This is a genomic window from Bacteroidales bacterium (assembly GCA_013314715.1).
Taxonomy (GTDB): Bacteria; Bacteroidota; Bacteroidia; order Bacteroidales; family GWA2-32-17; genus Ch61.
In genome coordinates, this window is record JABUFC010000042.1 from 13,725 (window position 1) to 27,117 (window position 13,393).

General features: G+C 33.8%; 9 protein-coding genes. 6 read left to right on the plus strand and 3 right to left on the minus strand.

The genetic code is table 11. The annotated features are described in order from the left end of the window. Positions 1–19: 19 nt before the first annotated feature. From HPY79_09855 to topA, 3 genes are all read right to left on the minus strand, one after another. Positions 20–967, minus strand: coding sequence for a type IX secretion system membrane protein PorP/SprF (locus HPY79_09855; protein NSW46103.1), 948 nt, complete (start codon positions 965–967; stop codon positions 20–22). Positions 968–1,304: 337 nt separating this feature from the next. After that, the gene (locus tag HPY79_09860; GenBank protein ID NSW46104.1) at positions 1,305–2,411 is read right to left on the minus strand and encodes a hypothetical protein; all 1,107 of its coding nucleotides are present in this window, start codon (positions 2,409–2,411) and stop codon (positions 1,305–1,307) included. Next, positions 2,408–4,720 (minus strand): type I DNA topoisomerase, encoded by a 2,313-nt coding sequence (gene topA / locus HPY79_09865; GenBank protein NSW46105.1) that lies wholly within the window; start codon positions 4,718–4,720, stop codon positions 2,408–2,410. The genes HPY79_09860 and topA overlap by 4 nt, the downstream gene beginning before the upstream one ends. Positions 4,721–4,779: 59 nt before the next feature. Here topA and HPY79_09870 point away from each other — a divergent pair, with 59 nt between their 5' ends. The 6 genes from HPY79_09870 to HPY79_09895 all read left to right on the plus strand — a co-directional run bounded on the left by HPY79_09870 (position 4,780) and on the right by HPY79_09895 (position 13,095). Further along, positions 4,780–7,119 carry a transglycosylase domain-containing protein gene (locus HPY79_09870; GenBank protein NSW46106.1) on the plus strand — a complete coding sequence of 780 codons (2,340 nt, stop codon included), beginning with the start codon at positions 4,780–4,782 and terminating at the stop codon, positions 7,117–7,119. Positions 7,120–7,121: 2 nt separating this feature from the next. Next, positions 7,122–8,211, plus strand: a protein-coding gene (locus HPY79_09875) for a peptide chain release factor 2 (GenBank protein NSW46107.1) whose coding sequence is annotated in 2 segments (ribosomal slippage) — positions 7,122–7,184 and positions 7,186–8,211 — 1,089 coding nt in all. Because the reading frame shifts where the segments join, the coding sequence is not laid out codon by codon here. After that, positions 8,208–8,810 (plus strand): PorT family protein, encoded by a 603-nt coding sequence (locus HPY79_09880; protein NSW46108.1) that lies wholly within the window; start codon positions 8,208–8,210, stop codon positions 8,808–8,810. Before HPY79_09875 ends, HPY79_09880 begins: the two co-directional genes overlap by 4 nt. Beyond that, positions 8,807–9,367, plus strand: coding sequence for a UbiX family flavin prenyltransferase (locus HPY79_09885; protein ID NSW46109.1), 561 nt, complete (start codon positions 8,807–8,809; stop codon positions 9,365–9,367). The genes HPY79_09880 and HPY79_09885 overlap by 4 nt, the downstream gene beginning before the upstream one ends. A 132-nt stretch (positions 9,368–9,499) precedes the next feature. Next, the gene (locus HPY79_09890) at positions 9,500–10,555 is read left to right on the plus strand and encodes an rRNA pseudouridine synthase (GenBank protein ID NSW46110.1); all 1,056 of its coding nucleotides are present in this window, start codon (positions 9,500–9,502) and stop codon (positions 10,553–10,555) included. 8 nt (positions 10,556–10,563) lie between these two features. Continuing rightward, the gene (locus HPY79_09895; GenBank protein ID NSW46111.1) at positions 10,564–13,095 is read left to right on the plus strand and encodes a carboxypeptidase-like regulatory domain-containing protein; all 2,532 of its coding nucleotides are present in this window, start codon (positions 10,564–10,566) and stop codon (positions 13,093–13,095) included. Positions 13,096–13,393: the final 298 nt, after the last annotated feature.

The window sequence follows — 13,393 nt, forward strand, 5'->3', positions numbered from 1 at the left end:
CTCAAAAATTTTAATTTTATTATAAGTATCGAACACTTCCATATCTGCCACGAGTGTTCGATTTGGTTATAGTAAAGCAATATTTTGCAAAAAATTCAACCGAACCACTTTCGTAACTACGTAATTTAGAAACAGTAAGATCATAAGCCAGACCTAATGTAATGTTTGATTGTGTAGTAAAGCCAACCATAGCTACAAAAGAGTCGCCGAAACGATAAGAAAGTCCGCCACGAAATTGACGACGATATTCTACTAATAAATTTAAGTCGTATTGAGCTGTTGCCCCATCATATTTAATAAAAGCCGATGGCCATAAACCCCAGTTTTTATCAGGCATTTCAATAAACGAACCGACATTTACATAATAATGACGTCGAACATAGGGTAATTTACCGGTTTCAAATTTTAATTGGGGTTGTGTTAAATGAGTAGTACTAATGCCTCCATAAATTTTATCATCTTTTGAGCGATAAAATACACCTAAATCGGCATCGAATACCATATGCGATTCAGAATGAGGTATGGCTGGGTCGGCATAGGGATTTTGCTGAATTCCATTTAATTTATCGGGAGTAATCCATTCACCATCTAATGATTTATTAATTAAACCTAATCCTAAACCTATGCCTAAATCGCCATCGCCAATTTGCAAATGATAGGCATAATTAACATTAAAATAAACATTTTTCTCAAAGCCAACGTTGTCGCTAATAATATTTAGACCTGCACCACTATTAAACTCAGGTAATGTCATGTCGCCAGAAAAAATCATGGTTTTAGGTGCTCCATCAAAGCCCATCCACTGTTGACGATAAAGAAGTGATGCACAAATGGCACCATTGCTACCTGCAAAACCAGGATTAACAGGGAGAATGTTATATTTATTCATACTAACTTGCGGATCTTGCTGAGCATAAGACTCCCCCAGCAAACCTGCTAAAAACACCAACATTAATAGTCTTTTCATATAGTTTATATTGCTATTTATACTATGTATATTTACCTTCATTTTACAACGGGCTAAGTAAATAAAAAAATTTAATATGATAAAATTTTTTCAACATTTTTTTGTTGATAACCTAAAATTTACTTCCGATTTTAACGATAAAAGTACAAAAAAAGTTTCATACGTTGTATCTTTTTGAATAAATATTTTAAAAATTCTTAATTTTTTTATTCGTAAAATGTTCATAACTTTTTACTTTTAAATTATTAAACGTTGATTGTGAGGGCAAAATTGTGTATGTAAAATAAAAAAATGATTTTTGTCATTTTTAAGTTTGTTTTTCATTAACTTTATTATTTTACATAACTTTTTGAAAAGCATAATACCAACGATCGGGGACAACACCTTTTAACGCAGTCTGATAATCTTCTTCACTGCACGAAATAAGCCACTTTTTCTTAAAGTTCGTTTTCGGCAAAGGTATTTCCATCCACCAACGTTCGCTTTTAATACTTTTATAAAATGTTAAATAATTATTTGTACTTACTTCGACATGGTATTTGGTGAGCTTATTAATAGAAGTTACTGGATAATCATGCTTACGAGCAAAAAAACCATCTATAAAATGCCAAATAATTTGGGCTAACGAAAGTGGATTGTTATTTGGATGTGAATTAAAAATATAAGCATAAGAGCTTAATTTATCACTAAAGCCAGCATAACGTGCTAATTGACAGGCTTCTTTAATACTAAATCCATTTTCAGATATATTTTCGTATTGTGGTATATAACTCTTGGCGAGCGAAGTTTGATGAAAAAAGAATGTATCGCAATCTCGAATATAAGGTTCTGCCTTTAATAAATCGGCTTGTAACTCTCCTACACGTATGCCGTCAAAAAATAGTGCATTTAATGCATTTATTTCATTAGGATGACAAAAATAATTTTGATAACCTAATATTATATAATTAATTAAGGTATGGTCTTTTTTAGATAATATCTGTGGTAAATAATGATTATTTGTTTTTTTAATATGTATAGCATGTTCGCATGCACCTATAGTAATGGGCTTTTTTTGAGCTTCATAAGCTAAATATATGGCGTAAGGAATATAAGAATGATCGGAAATAATTATTGGACACACTTTATGCTCTAACAAATATTCAACGATATCGCGAGTAGCATATAATGTATCCGAAAAAGTACTACTTTTCTTTAAAAAACCTAAATCAATCGCTTTGTAGGGTTTAATGGTGTGATTAGCTAGTTGATATAATATTTTACGAAACTCTGTTAAAAAAAGCTCGTTGCCTTCTGTTGAAATAGTAAATAGTGCGATAGAATAATGATTGATTTTGAAATTATTTACATTTTCTGTATTTAAAAAAGTAAAATTACTAGATAAATAGCCTTTCTGAGATACAATAGAAAAATTAACAGGATCGAAATAATCTATTAGGTTCATTTTTTCTTTGTTTTTGTTTCCGAATTGTTTTTAACAATTTCGGCTATTTCTTTATAAGAAGCTGTTTCCCAATTAATGCTCTTTGGTATTTTTATATTTTGATTCTTATACTTAATATAAACCCCATAACGTCCTTTTAATATTTTTAAATCTGGATCTTCTTTAAATTCACGAAGTGGTCCTTTATACTCATTTTCTTTTTCGTGTATTATTTCTTCAGCTCTTTCGAGGGTAATCGTATATGGGTCGTCTACATTACGTTTTAAAGAATAAAATTTTTTGTTGTATAAAATATAAGGACCAAAACGACCTATGTTAATAACCACATCTAATCCGTTTATTTGCCCTAAATTTCGTGGTAAACTAAATAATTCTAGTGCTTCTTCAAGAGTAATTGATTCGATATATTGATTTTTCTTTAAACTTGCAAACTTTGGTTTATCTGTTTGACTGCTTTCGCCTAGTTGTACAATAGGACCATATTTACCAAATTTTGCATATACTTTTAATCCAGTTTTGGGATCAATACCAATAAATCGTTCTTGATTAATACGTTCTTTGGATGTTTCGAGTTCTTTTAATTTGGGATGAAATTGTTTATAAAAATCTTTTAATATTTTTATCCAATTTTCAGTTCCTTCAGCAACATCATCAAGTTTTTTTTCAATTTTAGCAGTAAAGCTAAAATCGAGAATTTCTGGAAATACAGATATCAAATAATCATTGACAAGAATACCGGTATCGGTTGGGAAGAGTTTTGATTTTTCTTGCCCGTATGTTTCTTTTTTAACTTTTTCTTTAATGTTGTTGTTTTCGAGTGTAATAATGGTTATTTCTCTATTTTCGGCTGATTTATTGCCTTTAACAACATATCCTCTTTGCTGTATTGTAGAAATGATGGGTGCATATGTAGATGGTCTGCCTATTCCCAACTCCTCAAGTTTTTTAACTAAACTTGCTTCTGTATAACGTGGTGGGTGGTGCGTATATTTTTCGGTTGCTACAATTTGATTTTTAATAAGTGATTGTTTTATCTCAAGCTGAGGCATAATAGTTTCTTCAGAGTTTTCATTTTCTTCGTCGGTAGATTCTTTATATAATTTCATAAAACCATCGAAAAGAATCACTTTTCCTGTTGCAATAAAATCATATTTTGTATTTTTACTTTTAATAGTAACGATTGTTTTTTCTATTTGTGCTTCTTTCATTTGCGAAGCTAATGCCCTTTGCCAGATAAGTTCATATAATCGTTTTTCTTGTTCGGTTCCATCGATGGTTTCGTTTGAAAAATAGGTAGGACGAATGGCTTCATGTGCTTCTTGTGCTCCCTTCGATTTAGTTTGATACTGACGACTTTTATGGTATTCTTTACCAAAAAGTTTTTCGATTTCTTTTTTGGCAGCTCCTAAGGCAAGTGTTGAAAGCTGAACGGAATCGGTACGCATGTAAGTAATATATCCCGATTCATAAAGCTTTTGAGCAATAGTCATAGTTTGAGAAACAGAAAATCCTAGCTTTCGAGACGCTTCTTGTTGTAATGTACTCGTTGTAAAAGGTGGCGCTGGGCTAATTATCGATGGTTTTTTTTGAATATCAGCTACAAAAAAAGTTTCGTCGATACATTGTTTTAAAAAATTAATAGCTTCTTGTTTAGAATTAAATGAATGATTCAGTTCGGCTTTTATCTCGTATTTTTTTTGCTCTTTATCTTTAAAAGTAAAAATTGCATGAACCTTGAATGTAGAAGTGGGCGTAAATGCCATTATTTCTCTTTCTCTTTCAACAATAATACGAACAGCGACAGACTGAACTCGTCCTGCTGAAAGATTTTTCTTTATTTTTTTCCATAATAAGGGAGAGAGTTCGTATCCTACAATTCGATCGAGCACTCTACGTGCTTGCTGAGCATTAACAAGATTAATATCTATATCGCGTGGATGCTCGATAGCATGTTGAATTGCTTCTTTGGTGATTTCATGGAAAACAATGCGTTTGCGTTTTTCGGTTGGAATATTTAATACTTCGGCTAAGTGCCATGAAATTGCTTCTCCCTCACGGTCTTCATCAGAAGCTAGCCAAACTGTTTGTGCTTCTTTGGTAAGTTTTTTTAATTCGGAAACAATTTTCGACTTTTCTTTAGGAACTTCATATATTGGAGTAAAATTATTTTCGATATCAATACTAATTTTATTCTTAGGAAGATCGCGAATATGACCAAAACTCGATTTTACAATATAGTCTTTTCCTAAAAATTTTTCAATAGTTTTAGCCTTTGCAGGAGATTCTACTATAACAAGATTTTTTTCCATTGAATTTTTATAATTTTGGGCTGCAATTTAGTAATTTTTATTTTAACAAAGTTAATTTCATGAATAAGTCCAATAATCAGGATGTTGTAATTAAAAAATGGATTAAGATTTTATGGATATTGTTTTTAATACCATTATTATTTTCCATTATTTTCTTTTACCTTATTTCTCAAGGCTATTTGGGTTATATGCCAAGTTTTGAAGAATTAGAAAACCCCAAAAATCAACTGGCAACAGAAATTATTTCTAGTGATGGTGTTGTACTAGGCACATATTTTAAAGAAAATCGAAGTCCTGTTTCGTACAATGAATTATCGCCCAATATTGTAAATGCCTTAATTGCGACTGAGGACGTTCGTTTTTACAAGCATTCAGGTGTTGACCTGCGTGCTATTGGTCGCGTTATTTTAGGTACTGGTAAAAGAGGCGGTGGAAGTACACTTTCACAACAATTAGCTAAAATGCTTTTTCCACGTGAAGATTTTTCAAATCCAATAAAAAAAATAGTTCGAAAATTTCGTGAATGGATAATGGCAATTAAACTCGAACGTCGCTATACAAAAGAAGAAATAATAACAATGTATCTCAACAAATTCGATTTTCTTTATCTTGCTGTTGGAATAAAATCTGCATCGAAAGTATATTTTAGCACAACACCCGACTCACTAAAAATTGAACAAGCTGCCATGCTTGTGGGTATGTGTAAAAACCCTTCGCTTTTCAACCCTCTTCGTCGTCCCGAACAAACGATCGAACGCAGAAATGTGGTTTTAGGACAAATGTTAAAATATGGTTATATTAACGAACAACAATTTGATTCACTCAAGAAACTCCCATTAGGCATTAAATTTCAGCGAGTTGATCATAAAGAAGGATTAGCTACCTATTTTCGTGAATATTTAAGACAAATTATGACTGCTAATGAGCCAGATCCTTCAGATTATATCGATCGGCAACGCTATTACGAAGATTCACTCGACTGGGAAAACAATCCACTTTATGGATGGTGCAACAAAAACAAAAAACCCGATGGAACCCCTTACGATATTTATAAGGATGGCTTAAAAATTTATTGTACAATAGACTCACGGATGCAACAATATGCCGAAGATGCCATTTATAAACATGTAGCATTAGAATTACAGCCAAAATTTAATAAAGAACAAAAAGGTAGAAAAAAGGCGCCTTTTGCATGGAATGTATCAGACGATGAAATAAAACAAATTATGACTCAATCTATAAAAAGATCGGAGCGTTATAGAGTTTTAAAGAAAAAAGGATTAAGCGAAGAAGAAATTATGAACATTTTTAAAACTCCTGTTCCGATGACTGTATTTTCGTGGAAAGGCGAATTTGACACTACGATGACTCCCTATGATTCAATACGCTATTATAAATATTTTTTACGTTCAAGTTTATTTTCAATGGAACCATCAACGGGCTATGTAAAAGCCTATGTTGGAGGTATTAATTATAAATATTTCGCTTTCGATATGGCTATGATTGGTAAACGACAAGTAGGCTCTACTTTTAAACCGTTTTTATATACATTAGCCATGCAAGAAGGCTATTCTCCATGCTACGAAGTTCCTAATGTACCCGTTTCATTCGATTTACCAGATGGCACTACTTGGGTTCCCAAAAATAGCGGTCCTACCAAACGCGATGGTCAAATGGTAACATTACGATGGGCTCTGGCAAACTCTGTAAATTACATATCGGCTTGGCTTATGAAACGATATAATCCCTATGCAGTTATCAACATAGCTCGCAAAATGGGGATACGAAGCCACATTCCTCCTGTCCCCGCCATTTGTCTGGGCGTACCCGAAATTTCATTGGCCGAAATGACCGCTGCTTTTAACACATTTGCCAACCACGGTATTTATGTACAACCCATTTTTGTAACCCGCATTACCGATGCCAATGGAAATGTTTTAGCTACTTTTAAACCACAACGAAACGAAGCCATCAGCGAAGAAACCGCTTATAAAATGATAGAAATGCTAAGGGCAGTTGTGGCTCAAGGTACCAGTTGGAGAGTAAAAGGTGTTTATAAATGCGAGGGCGATATTGCAGCTAAAACAGGTACCACCCAAAATCAATCCGATGGTTGGTATATTGGTATTACACCCAAATTAGCTACTGGAGTTTGGACTGGCGGCGAAGAACGTAGCATTCACTTCAACAACTTAGAGATGGGGCAAGGAGCTAGCATGTCGCTACCCACATGGGCATATTACATGAATAAAGTACACGCCAATCCTTCGTTAGGTTATTCACCCAAAGATGTTTTCGAAAAACCTAAAAATTTTGACGACGACATGGGCTGTAAACAATCTAAACCCTACGAAGAACCAGGCAATAATTACGAAATCATTGAATCCGTTGAACAATAATTATGATAACCATTGAAGCTTTAAAAGACATACAACTAAGGCGTGACGCCCTGAGGAGGTATCTTTGACATCGATCAACGAAAAATATGGCTCGAAGAAGAAGAACTTAAAACTCGGGCACCCAATTTTTGGGATGACGCAAAAAATGCCGAACTAATCTTAAAAAAAATTGCAGAACTAAAATCGTGGATTGAGATTTATGAACGGGTAGATAAACTAGTTGACGATTTAAACGTAATGTATGATTTCTTTAAACAAAAAGAAGCACAAGAATCGGATGTTGAAGAAATATACAAAATAGCATTAAAGGAACTTGAAGCTTTAGAACTAAAAAATATGCTTCAAGAAGAAGAAGACCGATTACCTGCTATCATGAAAATTAATAGTGGTGCCGGAGGTACTGAGAGCCTCGATTGGGCTAACATGCTTTTGCGAATGTACCAACGATGGGGCGAAGCTCATAACTATAAAATAAGAATGATCGATTTGCAACCTGGTGAAGAAGCTGGCATAAAGTCGGCTATGCTAGAGTTCGATGGCGATTATGCTTATGGCTACCTAAAAAGCGAAACCGGTGTTCATCGTTTAGTTCGAATTTCGCCCTTCAATGCACAAGGAAAACGCCAAACAACCTTTGCTTCTGTTTTTGTTTCACCCAAAATTGACGATAGTATTGAAATAAGCATTAATCCTGCAGATATTGAGTGGGACACATTTCGTTCAAGTGGACCAGGCGGACAAAATGTCAATAAGGTTGAAACAGGCGTTCGACTTCGCCATATTCCTACAGGTATTGTCATCGAAAATCAAGAAAGTCGTTCACAACTAACCAATCGCGAAAATGCTCTGCGTTTACTAAAATCACAATTATACGAAATTGAACTACAAAAAAGACGCGAAAAACAAGCAGAACTCGAAGGGAAAAAACTTAAAATAGAATGGGGCTCGCAAATACGTTCGTATGTATTACACCCCTATAAATTAGTGAAAGATAATCGTACCGATTATGAAACTAGCGATTCATTAGGAGTACTCGACGGCCATTTAGATGACTTTATAAAAGCTTATTTAATGCAATATAGTAAAAAATGAAAAACTTTATTTATATCGTTGCTTTTATGTGCTTCTATACATTTTTGCAAGCACAAAAGTTTGCACCTACAATAAAATTTGGTGCAGTAACATCGCAAGTAGATGGCGATAAACTAGAAGGATACGATAAGCCAGGTATAAATGCCGGTATAGGTGTCGAAAATCGTTTTCGCAATTATTGGTCGTTTCGCATGGAACTAAATTATATTCAAACAGGAAGCCGAAAGCTCTCTAATCCCGATATTCCAGACGATCGTTTTTATACATTACGCTTAAATTATGTAGAAGTCCCTTTTTTGTTTGGGGTAACGATAAAAAAGAAATACTTAATCGAATCAGGAATGGTTTTGGCTTATTTATTTAAAGCACGCGAAGATGTTGATGGGTCAGGATTTTTAAACCCAGAACCACCATTTAAAAAATTCGACTTCCCTATAAGAACAGGGGTGGGATATATAATAACCGATAAGCTTTCATTAAAATTTCATTATTCCTACTCTACCCTACCTATACGCAATCATCCTGGGAATCAAACATGGTATTTTAATAAAGGTCAATACAATAATTATTTAATACTTTCGCTAAATCTTAATTTATGAATACCCAAATAATAATTGCTGTAACCGGCGCCAGTGGCAGTATATATGCCCAAAAATTTATAAACGATGTATTGATTTTTTCTGACTATTCGATAAGCCTTATTTTTTCTGAAACAGCTAAAAAAGTTTGGGAATACGAACTTACAACTCCAATTCCTTCTGTATCGGAACGAATAAAAATTTTTTCGAACGACGATTTTTTTGCAGCACCTGCTAGTGGCTCTGCCGACTATTCCTATATGGTAATTATTCCCTGCTCTATGGGAACATTAGGACGAATTGCACATGGCATTTCAATCGATTTAATTGGAAGAGCTGCCGATGTAATGCTCAAAGAACGCCAAAAACTTATTTTAGTGCCACGAGAATTACCATACAATCTCATACATTTACGAAATATGACTCAAATTACTGAAGCAGGAGGCATCATAATACCTGCATCGCCTTCGTTTTATAATCATCCTCAAAAAATAGAACAATTAATTGAAACTGTTACAGATAGAATTTTGCCATTGATCAATATTAATAAACCCACCTTTCGATGGGGCAATAAATAAAAAATAATTGTTCGTTTACATTTGGCTTAATTTGAGTACAACTTTTATTAACTCCAAGGCATAAAATATTGATATGTATTTATATTAAAGTCGTATCAATAAAATTCGTACCTTTGTAAAAAATAACTATTTATGGAAAAACGAAAATACAACGACAATAAAGACCCTAAAAACAACCGCAATAAATACAACTCAAACAATAAAAAAAATCAACACTCCAAATTTTCAAAAGAAAAGAATAATAACGAAAAAAAATCTTTTTCAAAAAAAGACGAAGACTATTCAAACCCCTATTCAAAATTAAAAAAAGATAAACTTTCGTATAAATCATATAAAAAAGAATACTTGAATGAACAAACAAATTCATTTGAAAAAAAAACAGACCATAAAAAAGACAGATCTTACACAAAACAAAAGCCAACGTTTACTAAAGGTAAAACCAAATATAGCAAAACATCAACAAAAAAAGACAACAGCATTCGTTTAAACCGATTTCTTGCCAATGCCGGAATTTGTAGTCGTCGTCAAGCAGATGAATACATTAAGGCTGGTCTAGTAAAAGTAAACGGTGTAGTAGTTACCGAATTGGGCACTAAAATACTACCAACCGACGAGGTTAAATTTAATAATGAAACCGTAAGGATTGAAAACAAAGTATATATTTTGCTGAATAAACCTAAAGACTATGTAACAACAACATCGGACGAACGAGGACGAAAAAATGTTATGGAACTTATACGTGGGGCTTGCCGCGAAAAAGTTTTCCCCGTCGGACGTTTAGACCGAAATACCACCGGTGTATTGCTCTTTACAAACGATGGCGAATTAGCAGCTAAACTTACCCATCCCAAATATGCTAAGAAAAAAATATATCATGTTTTCTTAGATAAAAACATTAAAAGAGAAGACATGGAAAAATTAGTAGAAGGAATTACCGACAACGAAGAATTACTCAAAGCCGATGTGGTTTCGTATGTTGATCCCGTTGATAAAACACAAGTGGGAGTAGAAATTCACACCGGGCAAAATAGAGTAGTACGCCGTATGTTTGAGGCATTAGGGTATAAAGTTGTAAAGCTCGACCGTGTTTACTTTGCTGGTCTTACAAAAAAAAGTTTACCTCGTGGTCGTTGGCGATTTTTAACTCCTACCGAAATCAATATGCTCAAAATGGGTGCTTTTGAATAAACCATAGCATGTTAGGCTTGTATAGAAATAAATGGTTTATATTTTTCTTATTACTTCTTTCGTTTACCATCGTTTCTGCTCAAAAACATGTTGTAATTAAAGGTAAAATTGTTGATATTTCTAATAAGCAACCCATTCCTTTTGCTAATATTTCGCTCATAGGTACCAATACCGGTACAGTTTCCGACATTGATGGGAATTTTATTTTAAATTGCACTACTTTGCCTGTAAATATTAAAGTTTCGTTTGTAGGATACGAAAATAAAGTGATAACCATTCATACTACAGACTATTGGGTTATTTATCTTAAACCTCAAACCATTGCTTTGCCCGAATTAACCATTAAAGCAACCGAAAACCCAGCACATCGCATTATTCGCAAGGTAATAGAAAATAGAGAACGCAATAATCCCGAGCAACTATCCTCGTTTAAATATGTTTCGTACAATAAATTGATTTTTACCATTGATAAAAAATCGGTCTTTTATCAACGCGATACCATCCACATTAAAGCCAAACAAGCAGAGCGATGGCAAAAATATACTCCCCAAAACGATTCTGTTTATACCGAGTCGAATTTATCACAACGTATAGATTCGTTTTTTAATAAACATTATTTATTTTTATCCGAATCGGTTACGCGACGTGCATTTAAATACCCCGATAACAATAAAGAATGGGTATTGGCTACACGAACATCGGGTATTCAGCAACCGTATTTTATGGTATTGGCAACACAGTTTCAATCGTTTTCGTTTTACAACGATTTTGTAAATGTGTTTGATAAAAAATATTTAAACCCACTCTCGAAACAAGCCATTGGCAGGTATTTCTACGAAATAAAAGATACAGTTTTTAACGAAGAAGGCGACAGCGTTTTTGTACTATTTTTCAGGCCACTTAAAAATACCCTTTTCAATGGACTAAAGGGTATTATGCAAATAAATACAAAGTCTTATGCACTACAAACAATTCAAGCTGAGCCAGCCCAACAAGAGACCTCCATGTCGGTGAGCATTCAGCAACTCTACCGTTTCATAGATAATCGCCAATGGTTTCCCTATCAGTTAAATACAGAAATTAAAATGAGTGGCTTTCAAATACAAGATAAAAACGACACCCTGTTACTTAACGATTCGCTGGCATTGGTAGTCAGGAAAACTATTCCACTAATAGGAGTTGGCAAATCATATATCGATTCGGTGGAAATTAACCCTCCTATTGAAAAAAAGATGTTCGATAACATACAAGTAGAATTAAAGAAAAACGCCCATAAAGCTCCCGATAGCTTGTGGATGAAATACAGAGCCGAAACCTTTGAAGATAAAGAAAAAAATACATACCGTTTTATCGACAGCATTGGCAAAGAAGCTAAACTCGATAATAAAATAAGGTTTTTAGAAATCTTGTTAAAAGGTTATGTGCCTATTACTATCGTCAATTTGTCTATAAAAAATATGTTTGCATATAACCGTTTCGAAGGTTTTAGATTAAATGTCGATATCATTACCAACGAAAAATGTTCCAAATATTGGGCTGTTGGAGGTTATGTTGGATACGGTTTTCGCGACCATGCATTGAAAAATGGAGCATTGTTACAACTTTCGCCTTGGCCACTGACCGACACTAAGCTGCGTATTGAATATAAAGATGATGTTCGCGAATCGGGCGAGATTCGCTTTATGGAAAATCAAGTATTGTGGGGCGGCGATGCTTACCGCCGTTTGTATATTTGGAACATGGATTATGTGCGTCAATACTCGGCAAGCCTAACTTTTCGTCTTTTGAGCTACTTTAAAAATACGCTACAATACAGCCGAAACCAATTTAAATTATATGCCCCTAATTTTTGGGTAGGCAGTGATACCGTTTTTAAACATTTAGACTTCGAAGAATACACTTTTAGCACAAAATTTCTTTACAAAGAACAGTTTTTCCAGACGTTCAATAGTCGTTTTAGTTTAGGTTCCAAATATCCTTCACTATGGTTTAATATTCATTATGGAAATATTTATACTATATCGCAAGAATATTTAAAAATAGAATCGAAATTGTACATACCCATTGTATGGGGATTGTCTGGAAAGACATCGTTAACACTGATGGGTGGTTACACGCCCAACCATTTGCCCTTATCGCTTTTGTATGGTGGTTACAGTAGTTACGACAAAGGCTTGCCCATTGCAGCTGAACAAACCTTTGCCACCATGCGTATGAGCGAGTTTTATTTCGATCGTTTTATATTTGGCTTTTTAAAACACGATTTCGGCAACATTCTGTTCCATATAGGCAAGTTTAACCCCGGATTGTCGGTTCATCAGCATGTAGCTTGGGGCGATCTTTCGTCAAATAATGCTTATGCCGATATAAAAACAGCACGCTACCCTTTTTTAGAGTCGGGAGTAGAGGTTTACAATCTTTTTAAGCAATCGTTTAACGGACTTGGATTGGGTGTTTACTACCGATATGGCTACTATGCCCTTCCAAGCAGAAAAGATAATTTCTCATTTAAATTAGTCTTAACCATGCAAATCAATTAATAATTGCAATTTACTAACAAACTACATACTTTTACATAAAAAATGTTACATTTACTAATAATTTTCAAAACATGACAAATGTCATTATTTTTCGTTTTTTATGAAATTTGCTATGTTTTAATTGAGCTCATTAAATCGCAAAAAAATGTTTAATTTAAAAATTTAATGCTTATGAAAAAATTATTTTTATTACTTTTGGCAGGAGGAATTATGACGACTGCCTGTAAAAAAGAAGAAATGAAAAAAGAAACCAACCTACAAAGTTATTCGTGGAAAACAAGCGACTGGGTTTTAATTA

What these genes read in the sequence shown, in the direction of transcription:
- HPY79_09860 (NSW46104.1), bottom strand. Translation starts at nt 2,411, where the DNA reads ATGAACCTAATAGATTATTTCGATCCTGTTAATTTTTCTATTGTATCT.
- HPY79_09890 (NSW46110.1), top strand. Translation starts at nt 9,500, where the DNA reads ATGGAAAAACGAAAATACAACGACAATAAAGACCCTAAAAACAACCGC.
- HPY79_09885 (NSW46109.1), top strand. Translation starts at nt 8,807, where the DNA reads ATGAATACCCAAATAATAATTGCTGTAACCGGCGCCAGTGGCAGTATA.
- topA (NSW46105.1), bottom strand. Translation starts at nt 4,720, where the DNA reads ATGGAAAAAAATCTTGTTATAGTAGAATCTCCTGCAAAGGCTAAAACT.
- HPY79_09855 (NSW46103.1), bottom strand. Translation starts at nt 967, where the DNA reads ATGAAAAGACTATTAATGTTGGTGTTTTTAGCAGGTTTGCTGGGGGAG.
- HPY79_09870 (NSW46106.1), top strand. Translation starts at nt 4,780, where the DNA reads ATGAATAAGTCCAATAATCAGGATGTTGTAATTAAAAAATGGATTAAG.
- HPY79_09880 (NSW46108.1), top strand. Translation starts at nt 8,208, where the DNA reads ATGAAAAACTTTATTTATATCGTTGCTTTTATGTGCTTCTATACATTT.
- HPY79_09895 (NSW46111.1), top strand. Translation starts at nt 10,564, where the DNA reads ATGTTAGGCTTGTATAGAAATAAATGGTTTATATTTTTCTTATTACTT.